The following is a 20,209-nucleotide window of genomic DNA, read 5'->3' as shown; positions in this document are numbered from 1 at the left end:
GGATCAGTCGTCGGAGACGGTGATCGCGACGTCGATGTTGCCGCGCGTCGCGTTGGAGTACGGGCAGACCTGGTGGGCGGCGTCTGCGAGCGCCTGAGCCTGCTCGTGCGGAAGGTCGGGGATGACGACCTCGAGCTGCACGGCGAGGCCGAATCCGCCCTCGCCGTTCGACCCGATCTGCACGCGGGCCCCGACCGACGAATCGGTGATCTTCACCTTCTGCGCACGCGCGACGGTCTGCAGCGCGGAGTGGAAGCAGGCGGCGTACCCGGCCGCGAACAGCTGCTCGGGGTTGGCGCCGTCGCCGCTGCCGCCCATCTCCTTCGGGATGGCGAGGTCGAGGTCGAGTCGGCCCTCGCCTGTTGTGACGCGGCCGTTTCGTCCGGCTCCGGTGGCGAGTGCTTCGGCGGTGTAGAGAGCGTCCATCGTGTGGACTCCTTCCGGGTTGGGGTCAGTCGGCGAGCTGCAGGCGTGCGGTGAGCTCCTGCAGCTCGGTGATCAGGCGGTGACGCTGGTCGTCGTCCTGCATTCCGGCGAGGGCGGCGATCTTGGTGTGAACCGGAGCGACTTCAGTGCGCAGAGCCATGCCGGTGTCGGTCAGTCGCACGGTGACGACGCGCTCATCGGCCGTGCTGCGGGCCCGCGCGACGTAGCCCGCCTGCTCGAGGCGGCGGACCAGGGGGAGAGGGTGCCGGAGTCGAGCTGCATGGCGTCGCCCAGCGAGCCGATCGTCTGCTCGCCCTCCATCCAGAGGATCGCGAGCACGAGGTACTGCGGGTAGGTCAGACCCCACGGCGCCAGGAGGGCACGGTACGCCTGCGTCGTCGCTCGGGCGGCGGAATACAGCGAGAAGCACACCATCTCATCGGTCACGGCCATACCTCGAGTATTGCACGCGATTAAATGGTGCACAACCTATCTGGGAGAGACTGCGCACCCGGGATGCCGAGATCCCGGGTGCGCGCTCCGTCAATCCCTGGCCATCGCCGCGGCCAGATGCGCCTCCAGGTCGAGGTAGGCGTCATCAGCGATGTCGAACACCACCTGCGCGATCTCTCCTCCGGTGAAGTCGAACCCGTAGCCGTACAGAGACGAGACGGGGTCGGCGCTGTCACGGCCGATCGTCAGTCCCTCGCCGCAGAGCGAGAAGTGTCCCAGCACGGTCCGGATCCTCTTCTCGCCGACCTGCTGCTCGTCGATGTACAGCTTCACCGGACCGACGCCCTCGCGGTGCTCGCCCATGCCCTCCTTGGTGAACTCCACGCCGATGATGTGTCTGCCGGAGGTCGGCGCAGGAGCGGAGACGCGATCCTCCGGCGGGATCCCGAGGAAGTTGTAGAGGTAATGCACCTCGCCGTCCTTCACGACGAGCGCATGGCCGCCGAACCGTGAGCCGTGGGCGAAGATGACGCCCTCGGTCTCGGGCGTGAACTCGATCTCGGCCGCGATCTTGTACGACACGTTGTGCGTGTTCGCCGCAGAGCGCTCCGGCACCTCGGTCGTGCCCGGGTAGTACACGAAACGTCCGGACGGCGGGGCCGGCTGGTGGAACTCCATCGCGACGAAGGTCTCGAAGTCCTTCGGGTTGCCGATGATCTGCAGGTCGTTCAGGGGCAGCACATCGTTGGCCTTCGCCTCTTCCATCCAGAGCGCCTTGAGCTCCTCGAGACGATCCGGGTGCTCGGCCGCCAGGTTCACGGCCTCCGCCCTGTCGACATCCGTGTGGTAAAGCTCCCACTCGTCGTTCTCGAACCCGCTCGTGCCGGCCATGGGGCCATGCACGGCGACGGCCTTCCAGCCGTCGTGCCAGATGCCGCGCTGGCCGAGCATCTCGTAGTACTGCGTGTGCTTCTCGGTCGGCCCGTCGGCGGCCGCATCGAATGAATAGGTCATCGATACCCCCGCGAGCGGCGTCTGCTCGACGCCGTTGTACACGTCGGGGAACTGCACCCCGCACGCCTCCAGAATGGTCGGCACGATGTCAGTCGAGTGGTGGTACTGATGCCGCACCTCGCCACGCGCCCGCATTCCGGCGGGCCAGTGAATCACCAGAGGGTCGCAGACACCGCCCTGATAGGTGTAACGCTTGAACATCTTGTAGGGCGTCGAGAAGGCGGCCGCCCAGCCGGTGGGGTAATGGTTGTACGTCTCCGGAGAGCCGAGCTTGTCGACCATCCGCAGGTTCTCCGCCTCGTCGTCGGGGTAGCCGCCGAAGATCTTGCCCTCGTTGACCGATCCGTTGGGGCTGCCTTCACCGGACGCCCCGTTGTCGGCGCAGTACAGGATCAGCGTGTTGTCGAGTTGACCGGAATCCTCGAGATAGTCCACGATGCGTCCGATCTGCGAATCGGTGTACTCGCTGAACCCCGCGTAGACCTCGGCCATCCGCGAGAACATCGCCTTCTCCTCGTCATTCAGCGTGTCCCAGGGCCGCACCTCGTCGGTGGGGTTGAACGTGCCGTCCGGCATCGGATTGAACGCGGTGAGCTCGGTGTCCTCCGGCAGGATGCCGCGTTCGATCATCCGGGCGAGCACCCACTCGCGATAGGCGTCATAGCCGTCGTCGAACGCGCCCCTGTACTTGTCGATGTACTCCTGCGGGGCGTGATGGGGCGCGTGGTTGGCACCCGGGCAGAACCAGAGGTACCACGGCTTGTCGGGCTCGGTCTGCTTGACGTCTCGGATCATCGTCAGCGCCTGATCGGCGAGGTCCTTCGACAGGTGGTAGCCCTGCTCCGGCAGATAGGGCTGATCGATGTAATGGTTGTCCTCCGCGAGCGAGGGATACCAGTTGTTCGTCTCGCCGCCGATGAAGCCGTAGAAGCGGTCGTAGCCCTGCGCCAGCGGCCAGTGCTTCTTCGACGCCCCCGCGGTCCACTCGTCGATCGGGACGTTGTGGTTCTTGCCCACCCAGAAAGTCGCCCAGCCCGCGTCGCGGAGGACATGTGCCATGGTCGCGTTCGACTCGGGGATGTGCGAGTTGTAGCCCGGGAATCCGGTCGACGACTCCGAGATGGTGGCGAAGCCGTTCTGGTGGTGGTTCCGGCCCGTGAGAAAGGTCGAACGCGTGGGTGAGCAGAGTGCGGTCGTGTGCCACTGCGAGTACGTCAGACCGTTCTTCGCCAGCCGATCCATGGTCGGCATGTTGATCCTGCCTCCGTAGGGGGACCACGCGGCCATACCGGTGTCGTCGTAGAGCACCACCAGCACGTTCGGCGCCCCCTGCGGCGGCGGCGAGGCGAGGAAGGCGTCCCAGTCCGCCTGCGAATCGCGGACGTCGAGCTCGATCTTCCCTTGGAATTCACGGACCATCTCTGCCTCCTTCGTCTCTCGGGAACGCGGTGTTCCCGAGCAGTGCAGCCGGCCGACCCGAAGTGGATCGGGGCGAGTCATGGTGCGTCATGACGCAACGAATTCGTTCGCTCACAGGAGCCCTGAGATGCCCTTCTGCAGCTGGAGGGCGCCGATCACGAGCAGCAGAGCGGCGTTCATCACGTGGGTGTTTCCGGCGACCCATCGTCGGGCGGAGTCGAGCAGCGGCTGCGAGCGCTCGCCTCGGATCGCGACGTAGAACACCGGCACCGCGATGGGCAACGTCCCGACGACCACGAACGCCAGGGCGACCCAGACCGCGTCGTCGCCGACCTGCGCGAGCGAGATGTCGAGCGCTGCGATGATGGCGCAGGACGCGTCGACGGGGTTCAGCACGAAGAGCGCCAGCCCGAGGAATCCGGTGCGCACGGGCCGGAACGTCTCGACGGCATGCAGCCACCCCGGCAGCTGCGGAGCGGCCGCGACCACCTGCTGCGGCGAGGATGCGGCGGCCATCTGACGGATGCGCGCAGAGCCCTTGCGGTAGACCCAGACGGCGGCGCCCGCGAGGAACAGTCCGATCACCAGACGGAGGATCGGCACCCAGAGCGGCGGTTCGCGAAGCCCGTGCACCTCGAACACGCCGAAGAGCCAGAGAGCCAGCGCCAGAAGGCCGGCGAGCCCCACGACCCACCCGATCAGGAACGCGATGCCGTTCGCACTCGCTCGTCGGGAGAGCAGCACGGCCACCAGAGCCATGATCGCCAAGGGGCTCAGGACGACTCCGAGCGCGACGGGGATGAGTGTGACCAGCAGCTCACCCATGGCCGGCCTCATCCGTCATCGCGAACCTCCCTGCGCACGAACCGACGCGCTGATCTCAGAGTGCACCGAGGACGGCGCGGATGGCGGGTCTCTCACCCCATGCGGGTGAGGGCTCGCGGGACGGTGTCGTCGGGGATGTGACGACGTGGAACCGCTCCCCACTGACTGTGATCGTCAGGGAGACACGGTCTTGTCCGATATACCGCCCGTCGCTAGGTTGAGGGCATGGCCTCCCCCACGCGCCTGTCTCGTCCTGTACCCGCTGTGCGCTTCCGCCCTCCGGAACGACAACCGGGAGGCGTGCGGCGAGCGCGTGTGAACGATGCGCTGGTCGAGGCGGCGAGCGGGCGGCACCTCAGCGTCGTCAGCGCTCCGAGCGGGTACGGCAAGACGACGGCAGTCGCCGAATGGGCATCCGGCACCGACGAACTCGCCTGGCTCGCTCTGACTCCGTCGGATGCTGAACCCGGGTTCCTCGCGCAGGGAGTGGTCGATGCGCTGATCGTCGGCAGTGAGAGAGCGGGCCGCTCCCTCGCCCTGACACGCGGTCTCCTCGACCCGATGCGTGCCTACGCCGAGATCTGCGAGGGCCTCGAGACGGTCGACGACATCGTGCACCTCGTGATCGACGACGCGCAGCGCGCCGGTGAGCACTGGCGAGACGGACTGCTCGGACTGTTGGCCGAACAGCCGCCGGACAATCTCCACCTGGTGCTCGTGGGAACGACGCTTCTGGACATCACGCTGTCGCGGGAGCATCTGATGGACCCCGGCGCCTTCGTCGGATCCGACACACTGCGCTTCACGCGGTCCGAGATCGAGCGGATCGAGGGCGTGGGGGCGACGGGGCTGGACGCAGAGACCATCCTGCGCGAGACGCACGGATGGCCGATCGCCGTGAAGCTCGTGGCGATCGGCGGGGCGCGCCCCTCATCCGACGCCGCCACGGCATCCGCGTTCCTCGGCGACTACGTGCGCGACCACGTGCTCAGCGCGCTGCCTGACGAGACCAGAGAGTTCGTGCTCGATGCCGCCATCTGCCATGAGCTCACGCCAGAGCTCGCGAGCGCTGTGACCGGGCGTGCTGATGCGGCGTCGCTGCTCGACGACTGCGTGAGGCTCGGGCTCTTCCTCGACCGGTTCGAGGCGCCGCACGGTGTCGTCTACCGCTGGCATGGCTCGTTCGCCCGGCAGTGCATCGAGATCGCTCGCAAGGATCCCGAGCGCAGCGCCGAGCGTCATAGACGCGTGGCGCAGTTCTGGGAGGCCACCGATCCGCTGATGTCGGTCGCGCACTCGCTGCGGGCGAACGATCCGACGGGGGCCAGAGCCACCTTCATGCGCCACTGGATGCGTCTGGTCATGGGAGTGTGCGCGGCCGAGGTCGAGCGCCTCGCCACCGTCCTGCTGGGCTATCACCCGGACGACGCCGAGATCTTCGCCGTCCGAGCCTGCGCGACGGATGTGCTGGGCGAGCATCATCTCGCCCGCGAGCTGCTGGATCGCGCCGAGGCCGCACACCAGCGCGCCGGGGGAGGATGCTCGACGACCCTCGCGATCGCACAGCTGTTCGTCGCCGATGACCGCGAGCACGCGATGTCGGCGGGTTCCACGTTGCGTTCGCTGCTCGCCAGCTCGAAAGAGCTCATGGTCGACCGCGCCGCCGTCAACTACCTCATCGGATGGTCGGAGATCCGGCATCCCACCAACCCCACGCTTCCGGCCGAGTACTTCGGCGCCGCAGCCCGAGAGATCGAGGGCTCGGGCGAGGTGGGGCTGTGGAAGCGGGCGCTCGGCCACCTCGCATTCGGCCAGACCTGGGAGGGCCGGTTCACGGATGCGGAGAGAACCCTCGCCGAGATCCAGGCACCCGGCACCGCGCTGTCGGCCGCGATCGGCTATGCCGGCGGCAGCACCTCAGCAGCAGCCGGTCTGGTCGCCTACTGGGCGGGTGAGACCGACGATGCGGTGCGGCACTTCGAGGCGGTGCTTCTGACCAGCGGGCATGACCCGTCATTCACGGCGGTCGCGCGGATGATGCTGGCGTACGCGGCCGCAGAGGGAGGCGAGGCCGCAGCATGCCGACGGGCTGCGATCGGCGTCCAGGACATCCCCCTCGAACTGCTCCACGGCGTCTCGTGGCCCGTGTTCCGAGAGTCGGCCATCGCACTCCTCGAGGAGGCCGTCGGAAACGAGGAGCGAGCCCTGCGGATCGCTCGCCGACACCTGGCGATCCCCGACCTCCCCCTCATCGGCGTCGCGCTCGCCGGGGTGCTCCGCCGGGGTGGAGACTACGCCGCAGCGTTGGAGATGCTGCGATCCATGCGCATCTTCGCGGAGGTCTCGTACGTCAAGTCGTCGACGCTGATCACGGCCGCGGTCATGCGCCGTCACGTGGGCGATCACGACAAGGCGCATGACCTGTGCGAGGCGGCGATCGCGGTCGCGTCAGGCGAGAACGTGCGTCTGCCGTTCGGGCGCCGGGAGACGGCTGTCCGGCGACTCCTCAGCGAGCACGTGCACCATGGCTCCGAATTCGAGGACTTCATCGGCCGATGCCTGGCATCGGATGCAGCGAGTCCCGTGACCGGCTCGCTGTCCGACCGTGAGAGAGACGTCTTCCGGCAGCTGCAGACCTCTCGCACTCTCCCGGAGATCGCGAGCGAGCTGGGCCTGTCCATCAACACGGTGAAGACCCATCAGCGGTCGATCTATCGCAAGTTGGCGGTGTCGTCGCGGCGGGAGGCCGTGCGGACCACGCTGTGAGGCGCAGGTCCCGCACGCGGGCGATCACACCTCAGGTGCGGCGACGCGCGCGCTCCCAGACGGCGTTGGCCGTCGCCGCGGACACGGAATAGGTTCCGATGAGCGGGTGGCCGAGACGGGCGAGGTCGGAGGAGAGCTGTGCGAACCACATCGGCTCCACGAGAACCACGGCTGCCCAGGCGCCGACAGGGAGCTCCATCGCGATGCGCCGGGCGTCGTCGCTGCCGACCAGGCCTGCGATCTGCAGTGACAGGCCGGCGAGCGAGAACTCGGCTTCGTCGATCTCGGTGAGGTCGTAGCCCCCTTCGCTCCGTCGATGCAGGAGGAAGAAGTCGAGCAGTTGCACCGTGCTGCTCTCGACCTGGCGCAGCAGCGACTCGAGCAGTGCAGGACTGGGACGGTCGGACCCGATCCTCACGACGAGGATCTGCACATCCCCGAGTTCGCGAGGCATCTGTCCGCCCGCCCCAGTCTCGGCTGTCAGGCCAGGGCCCGAGCCTTGATGGAGGCGAACTCCGCCTCGGTGATCGTTCCGGAGGCCAGGAGCTTGGCCGCCTTGTCGATCTCGTCGCTCGGGCTGCTGCCGGCGACGCTGCGGATGTAGCTGTCGGCCGCGTGCTGCTGCGCCTGCATGGACGAGACGTTGCGCTCTGCCATGCCGGGGCCGCGGGCGATCAGGTACACCAGTGCCGTGAGGAAGGGCACGAAGACCAGGAAGATGATCCACAGCGCTTTGAGCCATCCGTTCAGCGCATGGTCACGGAACAGGTCGGCGACGATGTTGAAGAGCACCATCAGGTAGGAGATGAATACGAAAGCCCAGAAGAACCACCAGATGATGGCCCAGAAGCTATCCCATATGGACATTGCAGACTCCTCTCGTTGAGTTTCTGTCTGTGGTGATAGTGGCACCGAGCATCATCGAAATCGCCGCCCCCTCACCCGGAGCGGGCGAGCGGCCGCCCGGACCCGTCCGGACGCCTCGATACAGTCCTCGTGTGGATGTGACCGACCCGCAGGATCCTGTGGCCACGCCGGCGACCCCGTCGCGGTGGGGTCGTCTGCAGCGAGTGCTCCCGGCGCATCCGCTGCGCTCGGGTTTCGCGGTCGCCCTCGGAGTGCTTCTCGCGATGGCGATCGCCGCCACGATCGCGGGCATCTCCACCGTGCTGATGTCGATCTTCCTCGGCGTCTTCCTCGCCCTCGGGCTCGATCCGGCGGTGCGGGCGCTGGAGCGCCGCGGCGTGCGCCGCCCCATCGGCGTCGCGATCGTCGCGGTCGCCTTCCTGCTGCTCGTCGTCGCGATCCTGCTCGTCGTCGTTCCGGCCATCGTGCGTCAGCTCGCCGCGGTGGTCGTCGGCGCGCCCGAGACGATCGAGTCGATGCAGCAGAGCCAGTGGTACCTCGATCTCGAACGCAATCTCGGCGTCGACCTCTCGGCGGTGGTCGCGGAGGGGGTGCAGTCGCTCACGACCCTGTCATCGTTCCTGACGATCTCGGGAGGGGTCCTGAAAGCGGGATTCGGAGTCATCGGGGCGGTGTCGAGCTTCGTGATGGTCTCGGTGCTGACGCTCTACTTCGTCGCGTCGCTGGAGAGCATCAGGCGGTCAGTTGCTCGGCTCGTCCCCGCCTATCGGCGAGCGAGCTTCTCACGACTGCTCGACGAGGTGACGTCGTCGGTGGGCGGGGTGGTCGCCGGGGGAGTCACGCTGTCGTCCATCAATGCCGCCGTGGTGCTCGTCCTCCAGCTGCTCGTGGGGTCGCCCGCGCCGGCGGTGCTGGCGATCGCCGCGTTCTTCGTCACCCTCGTGCCGATGATCGGGTCACTGGTCTTCCTCGTGATCGGCGGCATCGCCACGCTGTTCGTGAGCCCGACGGCTGCGCTGATCTTCGTGATCGCGTACTTCGCCTACATCCAGATCGAGGCCTACGTCGTCACGCCGCGGGTGATGGGTCGCGCTGCCGCCGTGCCGAGCGTGCTCGTGATCATCGGCGCGATGATCGGCGCCACGCTTCTCGGTCTGCTCGGGGCGCTCGTCGCGATCCCGATCACCGCATCGATCCTGATCGTCATCCGCCAGGTGTGGATCCCGCGCCAGGACAGCGAGACGACCCCGCCGATCGAGTGACCGGCGCCCTTCACCCGCTTCGGGTGAGCGGCGGCGTCTCCGCCGACGCACCGATGTCAGCATGGGCACATCGTCCCGCATCGAGGGCGCGAGCGCGGAGGTGACGAGGTGCAGAGACCGCTGGCCGGCGTCACCCGTCACAACCTCGTGCGCGAGCTGCTCGCCGGCGTCACGCTCCTCGCGATCGCGATCCCCCTGAACATCGGGTATGCGCAGATCGCAGGTCTTCCCCCGACCGCAGGGCTCTACGCACTCGTCGTGCCGACGATCGTCTACGTGCTGGTCGTCTCGTCGAGACAGCTCGTCGCCTCGCCGGACGCGGCGGCGGCGGCGCTGGTCGCCTCATCGATCGGAGGCCTCGCCGCGGCCGGCTCAGACGACTACATCACCATGGCACTCGCGCAGGCGATCATCTGCGGCGTCATGTTCGTGCTGCTCGCGGTCTTCAAACTGGGATTCCTCGCGAATTTCCTCTCGAAGCCGATCCTGGTCGGATTCGTCGGGGGCCTGGCCCTCGACATCCTCGTCTCGCAGATCGCCAAGATGCTGGGCGTCTCGATCGATTCAGGCGGCGAGTTCGTCGACAAGCTGGCGGGTCTCGTCGGGGGTCTCGGCACCACGAACCCGTGGTCGCTCGCGATCTCCATCGCGTCGGTCGCGATCCTCGTGCTGGGTCGGCGGATGCTGAGCGCGGTGCCCTGGGCGCTCGTCGTGATGGTGCTCGCCACCGTGGTGGTGCTCGGCACCGGCCTCGCGGATCGTGGCGTGGCCGTGCTCGGCGAGGTGCCTGCGGGCGCACCGACCCTCACTTGGCCCGTGCTCGACTGGCAGACGTGGCTGCTGCTCGTGCCGTCGGCCATGGCTCTGACCCTCGTGACCACGGCCGAGGGGCTGCTCGTCTCCCGCTCGTACGGCGAGAAGCGGCATTACCGCACGTCTCCGAACCGAGACCTGCTCGCGTTCGGCGTCGCGAACATCGCCGCCGGGGCCCAGGGCAGCTTCGCCGTCGGGTCGTCGACCAGCCGCACCGCGGCGATGGACCAGTCGGGCTCGCGCACTCAGCTGCCCTCGCTCGTGCTCGCCGCCGGGACACTGCTGCTGCTGCTGTTCGGCACCGGACTGCTCGAGGACATCCCCTCGCCCGCGATCGGCGCGATCGTGGGGGTCGCGATCCTCCCGCTGCTGGGCATCAGGGAATTCGCCGCACTGTGGCGGATCGATCGGTTCGAGTTCGCCATCGGCGCCGTGTGCTTCCTGGTGACGCTGTTCGTCGGTTCGATCCCCGGCATCCTGATCGCCTTCGTGCTCGCTCTCATCAACCTGGCGAGGCGCGCGTCGAGCCCGGCGATCGACGTGCTCGCCGACGATGATCGGCCGACGGCATCGCTGCTCGACGCCGCGCAACCGGGCGCGATGACCGCACCCGGGATCGTCGTGGTGCGGATGGCTGCGCCGCTGTTCTTCGCGAACGCGGATGCGTTCGCGACGGCGGTGCGCTCGGCGGTCGAGGCGCCGGGGCCGGGTGCCGTGCGCCACCTCGTCATCGACATGGAGGCGGTCACCGATGCGGATGTCACCGCGGCGGAATCGTTCGAGAGCCTCATGGAGTCGATGCGATCCCATGGCGTGACGGTGTCGTTCAGCCGTCTGCGCGCATCGGCGGAAGACCGACTGAAGAAGCTGGGGATCCTCGACGATCAGAGGGTCTTCGACACCAATCGTGCGGCGATCGAAGAGCTCAGCGCGCGCGCACCGTCAGAGAGGAACACGAGATGAATGATTTCCGCTACGGACCCGTGGAGTACTACCTCGTCGGGTTCGAGGGGAGGCATCCGGATCCGAGCATCTTCGGAGCGCTGGACGACCTCATAGGCGCGGGGACGGTGCGACTGCTCGATGTCGTCGTCCTCGCGAAATCGGACGACGGGGAGATCGAGGTCTTCGACCTCGAAGCGGGCGAGGTGCCAGGCCTCAGCGAGCTCGACCCGCTGGCCGCAGGCCTCGCCGGCGACGAGGACATCGAGATGCTCGCCGAGCTCGTGCCCGCCGGCAGCTCGGCCGCGATCGTCGTGCTCGAGCTCGCCTTCGCGAGGGCGCTCGCCGAGAACCTCGCACGTGCCGGGGGAGAGGTGCTGCGGACCGACCGCATCCCCGCCCCGGTCGTCAACGCCATGATGGACATCCTCGAGCAGGAAGGAGAGTGACATGCCTCTGAGGAGATTCGGCCGTCCGGGACTGATCGGACTCGCCGCGAGAACAGCAGTCGTCGCAGGAACCGCGTCGGCGGTGTCGGGGGCGTCGATGCGTCACCAGCAGCAGCGGGCGGAGGGACAGTACGAGCAGCAGCAGTACGAGGCCGCCCAGCAGCAGGCGCAGATAGATGCCGCAGCCCAGAACGCGGCGGCGCAGTACGCAGCCGCTCCCGCAGCTCCCCCTGCGCCTCCGGCTGCGGGCGGCGCAGACGACATGATCGCCAAGCTCCAGCAGCTGGCATCGCTGCGAGACTCCGGCGTGCTGTCGGAGGAGGAGTTCTCCGCGGCGAAGCAGAAGCTGCTGAGCTGAGCGGCCGAGCGGGCGAGAAGAGGGAGACGTCATGGGTCCGGTGATCGGTCAGCTGCTGCCGCTCGCGGTGGGCATCGCGATCAGCCCGCTGCCGGTGATCGCCGGCATCCTGATGCTGATGTCTCCCCGCGCCCGCTCCACAGGGGTCGGCTTCCTCGTCGGATGGCTCGGGGGGATCGTGATCGTGGCTGTGCTGTTCGCCGCCCTCTCGTCGGTCCTCCCGGACCAGTCCGGCGACGGAGCCACTCCCATTCTCGGGGTGGTGCAGCTCGTCCTCGGTGTGCTGATGCTGCTCATGGCGGTGCGCCAATGGCGGGGTCGGCCGAAGCCGGGCGCACAGCCCGAGATGCCGAAGTGGATGGCGCAGATCGACGGGATGACGTTCTTCGCGGCACTCGGGCTCGGACTGCTGCTCGCGGCGCTGAACCCCAAGAACCTGCTGCTCGGAGCCAGTGCCGGCGTGACTCTGGGTGGCGCGGGGCTCGGTGTCGGAGACATGGTCGTCGTGGTGGTGATCTACACGATCCTCGCGTCGTCGACGGTGTTGATCCCGGTCGTCGGATTCCTGCTCGCGTCGGAGCGCCTGCGCGCGCCGCTGGGCAGACTGCGCGACTGGCTGCAGGCGGAGAACGCCGTCATCATGACGGTGCTGCTTCTCGTGCTGGGTGTGGTGATCATCGGCAAGGGCATCGCCGCCTTCGGGTGAGCGACGCAGAACGGAGGGGACTCGGATGAGTGAACTGGATGAGCTCCGCGAGCGCGTCGTCGCGCTCGAACGGGAGAACGACGAACTCCGCACGCCGAAGAAGCGACGATTCCGAGCGAAGAGCGTCGTCGGTGCGATCCTGCTCGTGCTGGCTGTGGTGCTCGCGCCCGTCGCCGCGATGGGAACCTGGGCCCGTCTGCAGCTGGTCGACACCGAGCGCTTCGTCGCCACATTCGCCCCGCTCGCGTCCGATCCGGATGTGCAGGATTTCGTCGCCGATCAGGTGACCACCGCGATAGACGAGCAGGTCGACATCTCGGCGGTCGTCGGCGAGGTGTTCGACGGCATCCGGTCGCTCGGGCTTCCACCGCGCGCCGACACGGCGATCTCACTGCTCGAGGGCCCCGCCGCGAACGGCGCGATCTCGCTGATCGACGGAGTGGTGCGCGATGTGGTGCGGTCAGACCAGTTCGCCGACATCTGGACGCAGTCGCTGCGCTTCACCCATGAGCGGGCCACGGCGATCATCCAGAACGCACCGGGCACGGCGGTGCAGCTCGGCGACGACGGCGCGGTCACGATCGAACTCGGAGTGGTGATCGACCGGGTCAAAGAGGCGATGTCGGAGCGCGGGATCGGCCTCGCCGACGTGATCCCCGAGATCGACAGGTCGATTCCCATCGCCCAGGCGGATGCCCTCGCGCTGGTGCGCACGGTGTACCAGGTCGCGGACATCGGCGGCTTCTGGCTGCCGTGGCTCGTGCTCGGCCTCTTCGTCGCCGGCGTGCTGCTGATGCGCGATCGACCTCGAGCGCTCTTCTGGTCGAGCGCAGGTTTCGCTCTCGTGTTCCTGCTGCTCACGGCGGGCATGGGCATCGGGCGAGGTGTGTTCATCCGCGCGGTGAGCCCGTCGATCATGTCGGCCGCGGCGGCGACGGCGCTGTTCGAACAGCTCACGTCGCTCCTTGCGGGAACGATCGCCGCGCTCGCCCTCGTCGGTGTGCTCATCGCGATCTGGGCGTGGCTCGCAGGCTCGGGTCGAACGGCGGTCGCGTTCAGGGGACTCCTCGAGAGCGGGTTCTCGGCCGTACGCGGTGCGGCCGAGCGGCGAGGCCTCACGACCGGTGCCTTCGGTCGAGGGGTGGACCGCTTCCGAGGTCCGATCTTCCTCGTCGGTGCGCTCGCGGCGATGACGCTGCTGATCGTCACGCGGCCGGTGTCGTTCGGGGTGGTCATCGGAGTCGGAGCGGGCCTGCTGGTCCTCGCGATCCTCATCGAGCTGCTGCGTCGGCCGGAGGGGGACGCGGACATCGAGCCAGTGGCACGTGATCCGCGAGCCGAACCGGTGTCGGAGCCGCTGACGGAGCGTGCTCCGGATGCCGTGAGCTAGCCCGGCCCCGGCGGCGCTCACCCTCGACGGGTGAGCGCCGCTGCATTCGACACGGATCAACGCAGAAGATGGGCGCATGACGGACGACTCGACACCCGAACGCACGAGAGCCACGCGGATCCTCGACATCGTCACGGTCGTCCTGCTCTCGATCACCGCGGTCGTCACGGCCTGGTGCGGATTCGAGGCGTCGAAGTGGGGCGGCGAGATGTCGATCGCCTTCAGCCAGGCATCCAGTGCCCGGGTGCAGGCGGCGTCGGCCCAGTCGACAGCCCAGGCCGCGCGTCAGTACGACCTCACCATCTACACCGAGTGGGTGCTGGCGGAGGCGGACGGCAGGCAGGAGCTGGTGCAGTTCATCGAGCAGCGGTTCACCCCCGAGTTCACGGTCGCGTTCGACGCCTGGATCGCTGAAGACCGCGAATCGCAGGGACCGTTCGTGATGGAGGAGTACGTGCCCCCGGGCACGAGGGAGGCCGAGGAGCTCAACGCGCGAGCCGATGCGAAATTCGACGAGGCCCTCGCCAACAACCAGCGCGGCGACGACTATTCGCTGCTGACGGTGCTGTTCGCCCTGGTGCTGTTCTTCGCCGCACTGTCGCAGCACCAGAGCGCGGTCTGGCGGCGCAGGACATTCCTCGCACTCAGCGGTGTGATCGCCCTCGTGGGGCTCGTGATCCTGCTGACGTTCCCGATCAAGATCTGACTCCGCTCCGATGCAGATGACCGGGGAGGAGCTGCGACAGCGCTGGTTGCGCTATCGGCGTCGGTTCGGCTCGCGCCGCACCGTCCTCAGCGATCTGAAGGCCGGAATCGTGCTGGGGGTCGAGAGCGTCCCCGACGGGCTCGCGTCGGGTCTGCTCGCCGGGGTGAACCCCGTGATGGGGTTGAACGCCTACATCGTCGGGACGTTCGCCGGCGCGCTGGCCACCGGATCGGTCTTCATGTCCGTGCAGGCGACAGGCGCGATGGCGGTGATCATCGCCGATGTGCCCGAGGTCCACGGAGACGACGGCATGGGCGCGATGGCGATGCTGACCGTGATGGCAGGCATCGTGATGCTGGTGCTCGGCGTCGCACGGCTGGGCAGCCTCGTGCGCTTCATCCCGACGGCGGTGCTGATCGGATTCGTCAACGCCGTCGCCGTCAACATCGTGCTCAGTCAGCTCGAGAACTTCACCGGGTTCGACAGCGATGCCGACGCTCGTCTGCTGAGGGTCGTCGACATCGCCGCTAACCTGCTGCAGATCAGCTGGTGGTCCGTGATCGTGGGCACCGTCACGATCGGACTGATTCTTCTGCTCGAGCGCACCCCGCTCGGCGCGCTCTCGATGGTCGTCGCGATCATCGTCGGATCCGCGCTCGCCGTGGTGCTGCCCGACGGCGCGGTCGCGACGATCTCCGACGTGGCAGAGGCGGGTCGGAGTCTTCCCTCGATCTCCCTGCCCGACCTGTCGATGATCTTCGTGCTCATCGTCCCCGCGCTGTCGCTCGCACTGGTCGGTCTCGTGCAGGGAGCCGCGATCTCCGGGTCCATCCCGAACCCCGACGGTCGCTACCCCGATGCCTCCGCCGACTTCCGCGGGCAGGGCATCGCCAACATCGCCACCGGGATGCTGCAGGGCATCCCCGTCGGAGGATCCATGTCGGCGACGGCGCTGTCCCGGGCAGCAGGGGCCCGCAGTGCGGCTGGCAATCTCATCGCCGCCGTCGTGATGGTGCTCAGCGTGCTCGTGTTCGGGCCGCTCATCGGATACATCGCGATGCCCGCGCTCGCCGGCCTCCTGATCCTGGTCGGAGTCCGCACGGTCAAGCCGCGGCAGATCGTCATGGTGTTCAAGACGGGCGCCGTGCAGATCGCCGTGTTCCTCGTCACCTTCGCGCTCACGCTCCTCATCCCGCTGCAGTACGCGGTGCTCGCAGGTGTCGGTCTCGCCGTGGTGCTGCAGATCGCACGCCAGTCGAATCGCGTGCGGGTGCGTCGGTGGGTGTTCGACGAGCCGAACGGGCGTCCGATCGAGCAGGATCCGCCCCCGACCCTCGAACCGGGGGAGACGGTCGTGCTGACCCCCTACGGCAGTCTGTTCTTCGCCTCCGCGCCCTCGTTCCGTCAGCAGCTGCCCGACGCCGAGCACAGCAGCCCCGGAGCATTCGTGATCATCCGCCTCCGCGGCACGGACGAGCTGGGAGTGACCTTCCTCACGATGATCCGCACTTACGCCCAAGAGCTTGCGGCGGTGGGGGCCACTCTGATGGTCGCGGGCGTCGGCCCCCGGGTGCAGGCGCAGCTGGCGTCGACGGGGGTGCGCGCCGTCGTCGGCGAGGAGAACATCTTCGTCGAGCAGCCCCGACTCGGAGACGCGCTGCAGGACGCGCTCGCCGAGGTGTCGCGTCGCCGACTCGACGCCGGGTGATCGATGTCCCTCACCCGTCACGGGTGACGCGTGAGGGTGGGGGGGATCGCGGCATGACTAGCCTCCTCGGGACGGACCATTTCTCATACGGCGACGAAGGAGAGACGATGTCGGAATTCAACGCGGACTTCTCGGGCAGGATCGAGCTGGACGTCCGGGACTCCGTGCCCGACTGGTCGCCGTACGAGCTGCCGGTGGCACCCGAGGGCGCGCCGAACGTGCTGGTGGTTCTCTACGACGACACCGGCCTCGCCTCCTGGTCCCCGTACGGCGGACGCATCAACATGCCGACCATGGATCGCCTCGCGCAAGCGGGTCTCACGTACACGCAGTGGCACACCACGTCGCTGTGCTCGCCGACCCGGTCGACCATGCTCACCGGCCGCAACCATCACGTCAACCGTGCGGGCGTGATCATGGAGGGTACGAACGGCTTCCCGGGGTTCGCGGGGCGGCTCCCTGCCGAATGCGCCACGGTCGGTCAGATCCTGCAGCAGAACGGATACTCGACGTTCTGGGTCGGCAAGAACCACAACGTCCCCGAGGAGGACGTCGCCCCGGGCGGCAACCGCTCGATGTGGCCCCTTCAGCTCGGCTTCGACCGCTTCTACGGCTTCCTCGGCGGCGAGACGAACAACTGGTATCCCGATCTCGTCGAGGACAACCACTTCATCGACGCCCCCGCAACGCCGGAGGAGGGATACCACCTCTCGAAGGACCTCGCGGATCAGGCTCTGCGGATGATCCGCAACCAGCAGTCCTCGAACCCGTCGAAGCCCTGGTACATGTGGTTCTGCCCGGGTGCCAACCACGCGCCCCACCACGCGCCGCAGGAGTACATCGACAAGTACAAGGGCGCGTTCGACGACGGCTATGACGCGTATCGCGAGTGGGTGCTCGCCCGCATGGTCGAGAAGGGCATCGTCCCGGAGGGGACTGCCCTGACGCCGATCAACCCGCTGCCGGACGACGTCGCGAACCCCGCCGACGAGGTGCGCCCCTGGGACGAGCTGAACGACGACGAGAAGCGTCTGTTCGCGAGGTTCGCGGAGGTGTTCGCCGGGTTCTCCGAGTACACCGACGCGCAGGTCGGGCGCATCATCGACTATCTCGAGGAGAGCGGCCAGCTGGACAACACGCTGGTCTTCTACTGCGCCGACAACGGTGCGTCGGGCGAGGGCAGCCCCAACGGCTCCGTCAATGAGAACAAGTTCTTCAACGGATACCCGGACGACCTCGCCGAGAACCTGGCGATGCTCGATCGCCTGGGGTCTGCTGACACCTACAACCACTATCCGACGGGTTGGGCGGTGGCGTTCTCGACACCGTTCCAGATGTTCAAGCGCTACTCGCAGTTCGCCGGCGGCACGTGCGACCCGATGGTCATCCACTGGCCGAAGGGCATCCGCGCGCAGGGAGAGCTGCGTCACCAGTACCACCACTCGGTCGACGTGGTCGCCACGGTGCTCGACGTGGTCGGCATCGACATGCCTGAGGTCTTCCGTGGCGTGGAGCAGCATCCGCTCGACGGGGTCTCGATGAAGTACAGCTTCGACGCGGCGCCGGATGCGGCGACCGAGAAGAAGACGCAGTATTACGCGATGCTCGGCACGAGAGGGATCTGGAAAGACGGCTGGAAGGCGGCTGCCGTGCACGCGCCGCTGACCGGCAAAGGACACTTCGAGGACGACGTGTGGGAGCTCTACAACGTCGAGGTCGACCGTTCGGAGTCGAACGACCTCGCGGCCAGCGAGCCTGAGAAGCTGAAGGAGCTCATCGCCGCGTGGTTCGAGGAGGCCGATGCCAACTTCGTCCTTCCTCTGGACGACCGCTCCGCGAGAGAGCAGCTCACCATCGATCGGCCCCAGGCCGAGAAGCCCCGGGAGCGGTACGTCTACTACCCCGACACCGCAGCGGTGCCCGAGAGCGTCGCGGTCAACGTGCGAGGGCGCTCGTACAAGATCATCGCCGACGTCGTGCTCGACGAGGGCGCACAGGGGGTGCTGTTCGCCCACGGATCGAGGTTCGGCGGGCACTCGCTGTTCATCAAGGACAACCGCCTCACCTACGTGTACAACTTCCTCGGCATCCCGCCGGAGCAGACCTTCACTTCCGAGGAGCTGACTCCCGGTCCGCACACCCTCGGCGTGGAGTTCGTGCGGGAGGGGGCGGGGGAGCACGGAGAGTCGCTCGGCACAGCCACGCTCTACGTCGACGACCAGGCGGTCGCCTCTGGACCGATGCGCGCTCAGATCGGCAAGTTCACGCTGTGCGGAGATGGGCTCTGCATCGGATGGGACAGCGCGGATCCGGTGAGCAGCCAGTACGGGGTGCCGTTCCCGTTCACCGGGGGCAAGCTGCTCGGGGTCGGTGTCGACGTCAGCGGCGAGCAGTACCTCGATCTCGAGCTGGAGGCCGCCGCGATGCTCTCCCGGGAGTAGACCGCAGGCCCGGCCTCTAGCCGGTCGCGGTGAACGCCTCGTCGACGTTCGCATGCACCCGGCCCTCGGCGATCATGCGCTGATACCACTCGGTCTTCACCGCGATCGTCGTGGCGCGTTCCGGCAGCGCGGCGATGTGCAGCGTGCTGCCCATCGCGGTCAGCTCACGGTCGAGGTCCTCCAGCATGTCGAGGACCGTGATCGTGACGATGTCGAGCCGCAGGGCGTCGAGGATCACGATGCGCACAGGTTCGGGCCGTTCGGCGACGATGTCCATGATCGCCCTCTCGCATGCGAGAGCGTTGGCCGTGTAGAGCCCGCGGACAGTGTGGATCGCGAGGCGTCCGTCGCGCTCTCCGATGATCTCGAGCCGCGGGATGTTGAGCTCTCGCAGTACCAGGATCAGCGTCAACGCCACTCCGGCGGCGACCGCGGCCAGCAGCCCGACGGTCAAGCCGAGCACGGCGACGATGAGCGCGATCCAGAAGTCCGTCGGACTGATCCGCGCCCACCGGACCAGCAGGGGGATGTCGATGAGCCCGGCCACGGCGAGGAAGACCATGGCCGCGAGAGTCGCCTGGGGAAGCAGCGAGACCACCGGGCCGAGGAAGACGGCGACCACGATCGCGAGCGCGACGGTGACGAGCGTCGCGAGCTGGGTCCTGGCACCGGCGTCCCGATTGACCGCGCTCTGCGAGAACCCGCCGGCGGCGGGGAGCACGGTGAAGAAGGTGCCGGCGAGGTTGGCGGCTCCCACGGCGACGAGCTCCTGGTCGGCGTCGATGGCGGGCTCGGTCATGCGGCGCATGCTGCGCGCGACTGCCGCGGTCTCGAGGAAGACCATCACCGCGATCGCGAGGGCGCCGGGAAGCAGCGCTCCGATCTGCGTGAGGTCGGGAATGCCGGGGGTCGGGAGTCCCGAGGGCACGGGATCGATGAGCGCCACACCTCTCTCGTCGAGGTTCGCGAGTGCGACCAGGACGATTCCGCCGACCACGACGACGAGGGTTCCGGGGATCCGAGGGGCGAACCGCTTCAGCACGAGGAGGACGATCAGGCTCCCGACCGAGAGCGCGACCGTGGGCAGGTTGATGCTCGCAGCGGCCGCGATCGCGGCCTCGATGGTTCGGAAGAACCCCTCTCCCGAGACTTCCGATGTCTCGCCCAGGAGCTTGGGGAGCTGCCCCACGGCGACTGTGCCGCCGACACCGATCTTGACCCCCAGGATCGTCGCCGCACTGATGTTCTCGACCAGCGATCCCCACCGCAGCAGGCGCGCACCGATGAGCAGCAGACCGACCAGCATCGCCAGGGTCATCAGGCTTCCGGCCGGGTCCTCGACGCTCGACGCGACGGATGCCGTCACCAGCGTCGTGGCCGTGAGAGTGGCGATGGTCGACGTCGTCGACACGCTCATCGCGCGGGACCCGCCGAGCAGCGCATACACCAGCATCGGGATGATGCACGTGTAGAGCCCCACCTGCACGGGCAGGTTCGCGATGGTGGCGTATGCCATCGCCTGCGGCACCACGACGGCACCGGCTGCGAGGCCGGCGACGACATCGCGCATCAGCCATTCGCGACGGTACCCCGCCATGCTCGGCAGGAGGACTCGCGGGGCGCGTCTCGTGGCGTGGTCGCTCATGTGCTCATGCTGGCATCGA

The 20,209-nt window shown here is 67.8% G+C and carries 18 protein-coding genes; 10 read left to right on the top strand and 8 right to left on the bottom strand.

What is annotated here, in order from left to right; translation table 11 throughout:
- Positions 1-3 precede the first annotated feature (3 nt).
- The 5 genes from ACZZZF_RS04935 to ACZZZF_RS04915 all read right to left on the bottom strand — a co-directional run bounded on the left by ACZZZF_RS04935 (position 4) and on the right by ACZZZF_RS04915 (position 4,137).
- The gene (locus tag ACZZZF_RS04935) at positions 4-426 is read right to left on the bottom strand and encodes an organic hydroperoxide resistance protein (RefSeq protein WP_053095718.1); all 423 of its coding nucleotides are present in this window, start codon (positions 424-426) and stop codon (positions 4-6) included.
- Positions 427-451: 25 nt separating this feature from the next.
- Entirely contained in the window at positions 452-679 is a 228-nt protein-coding gene (locus ACZZZF_RS04930) for a transcriptional regulator, SarA/Rot family (RefSeq protein ID WP_463499915.1), read from the bottom strand.
- Entirely contained in the window at positions 598-879 is a 282-nt protein-coding gene (locus ACZZZF_RS04925; RefSeq protein WP_463497331.1) for a MarR family winged helix-turn-helix transcriptional regulator, read from the bottom strand. The genes ACZZZF_RS04930 and ACZZZF_RS04925 overlap by 82 nt, the downstream gene beginning before the upstream one ends.
- Before the next feature lie 90 nt (positions 880-969).
- Positions 970-3,312: an arylsulfatase gene (locus ACZZZF_RS04920; protein WP_463497329.1), complete on the bottom strand. Its 2,343-nt coding sequence runs from the start codon at positions 3,310-3,312 to the stop codon at positions 970-972.
- A gap of 111 nt (positions 3,313-3,423) precedes the next feature.
- Positions 3,424-4,137: a GAP family protein gene (locus tag ACZZZF_RS04915; protein WP_072591087.1), complete on the bottom strand. Its 714-nt coding sequence runs from the start codon at positions 4,135-4,137 to the stop codon at positions 3,424-3,426.
- A gap of 225 nt (positions 4,138-4,362) precedes the next feature.
- On the opposite strand from ACZZZF_RS04915, the gene ACZZZF_RS04910 reads away from it, so the two are divergent.
- Positions 4,363-6,903 (top strand): LuxR C-terminal-related transcriptional regulator, encoded by a 2,541-nt coding sequence (locus tag ACZZZF_RS04910; RefSeq protein WP_463497327.1) that lies wholly within the window; start codon positions 4,363-4,365, stop codon positions 6,901-6,903.
- Positions 6,904-6,934: 31 nt separating this feature from the next.
- Here the strand turns inward: ACZZZF_RS04910 and ACZZZF_RS04905 are convergent, their stop codons facing one another.
- Entirely contained in the window at positions 6,935-7,357 is a 423-nt protein-coding gene (locus tag ACZZZF_RS04905) for a DUF6325 family protein (RefSeq protein WP_053095722.1), read from the bottom strand.
- A gap of 26 nt (positions 7,358-7,383) precedes the next feature.
- Positions 7,384-7,770 carry an SHOCT domain-containing protein gene (locus ACZZZF_RS04900; RefSeq protein ID WP_053095723.1) on the bottom strand — a complete coding sequence of 129 codons (387 nt, stop codon included), beginning with the start codon at positions 7,768-7,770 and terminating at the stop codon, positions 7,384-7,386.
- Positions 7,771-7,901: 131 nt separating this feature from the next.
- Here ACZZZF_RS04900 and ACZZZF_RS04895 point away from each other — a divergent pair, with 131 nt between their 5' ends.
- The 9 genes from ACZZZF_RS04895 (at position 7,902) to ACZZZF_RS04855 (ending at position 18,545) form a co-directional block, all read left to right on the top strand.
- On the top strand, positions 7,902-9,032 hold the full coding sequence (locus ACZZZF_RS04895) for an AI-2E family transporter (protein WP_463497324.1): 1,131 nt from the start codon (positions 7,902-7,904) through the stop codon (positions 9,030-9,032).
- Positions 9,033-9,140: 108 nt separating this feature from the next.
- Entirely contained in the window at positions 9,141-10,808 is a 1,668-nt protein-coding gene (locus ACZZZF_RS04890; RefSeq protein WP_463497321.1) for a SulP family inorganic anion transporter, read from the top strand.
- Positions 10,805-11,236 (top strand): DUF6325 family protein, encoded by a 432-nt coding sequence (locus tag ACZZZF_RS04885; protein WP_053095726.1) that lies wholly within the window; start codon positions 10,805-10,807, stop codon positions 11,234-11,236. Before ACZZZF_RS04890 ends, ACZZZF_RS04885 begins: the two co-directional genes overlap by 4 nt.
- Before the next feature lies 1 nt (position 11,237).
- A complete protein-coding gene (locus ACZZZF_RS04880; RefSeq protein WP_053095727.1) occupies positions 11,238-11,594 on the top strand; it encodes an SHOCT domain-containing protein in 357 nt (118 codons plus the stop codon).
- A 31-nt stretch (positions 11,595-11,625) separates the two neighbouring features.
- On the top strand, positions 11,626-12,300 hold the full coding sequence (locus ACZZZF_RS04875; protein WP_072591091.1) for a GAP family protein: 675 nt from the start codon (positions 11,626-11,628) through the stop codon (positions 12,298-12,300).
- A 25-nt stretch (positions 12,301-12,325) separates the two neighbouring features.
- Positions 12,326-13,690 carry a coiled-coil domain-containing protein gene (locus ACZZZF_RS04870; RefSeq protein WP_463497320.1) on the top strand — a complete coding sequence of 455 codons (1,365 nt, stop codon included), beginning with the start codon at positions 12,326-12,328 and terminating at the stop codon, positions 13,688-13,690.
- A 76-nt stretch (positions 13,691-13,766) separates the two neighbouring features.
- Complete coding sequence (locus tag ACZZZF_RS04865) at positions 13,767-14,396, top strand: hypothetical protein (RefSeq protein ID WP_053095729.1); 630 nt, start codon at positions 13,767-13,769, stop codon at positions 14,394-14,396.
- 10 nt (positions 14,397-14,406) lie between these two features.
- Complete coding sequence (locus tag ACZZZF_RS04860) at positions 14,407-16,104, top strand: SulP family inorganic anion transporter (protein WP_463497318.1); 1,698 nt, start codon at positions 14,407-14,409, stop codon at positions 16,102-16,104.
- A gap of 107 nt (positions 16,105-16,211) precedes the next feature.
- Positions 16,212-18,545, top strand: a complete 2,334-nt coding sequence (locus ACZZZF_RS04855) for an arylsulfatase (protein WP_463497316.1) — start codon at positions 16,212-16,214, stop codon at positions 18,543-18,545.
- A 16-nt stretch (positions 18,546-18,561) separates the two neighbouring features.
- Here ACZZZF_RS04855 and ACZZZF_RS04850 read toward each other — a convergent pair whose 3' ends face one another.
- Positions 18,562-20,190: a SulP family inorganic anion transporter gene (locus ACZZZF_RS04850; protein ID WP_463497315.1), complete on the bottom strand. Its 1,629-nt coding sequence runs from the start codon at positions 20,188-20,190 to the stop codon at positions 18,562-18,564.
- Positions 20,191-20,209 lie beyond the last annotated feature (19 nt).

Source organism: Microbacterium sp. AC215, from assembly GCF_979258645.1.
This window is presented reverse-complemented; position numbering and strand designations above follow the sequence as displayed.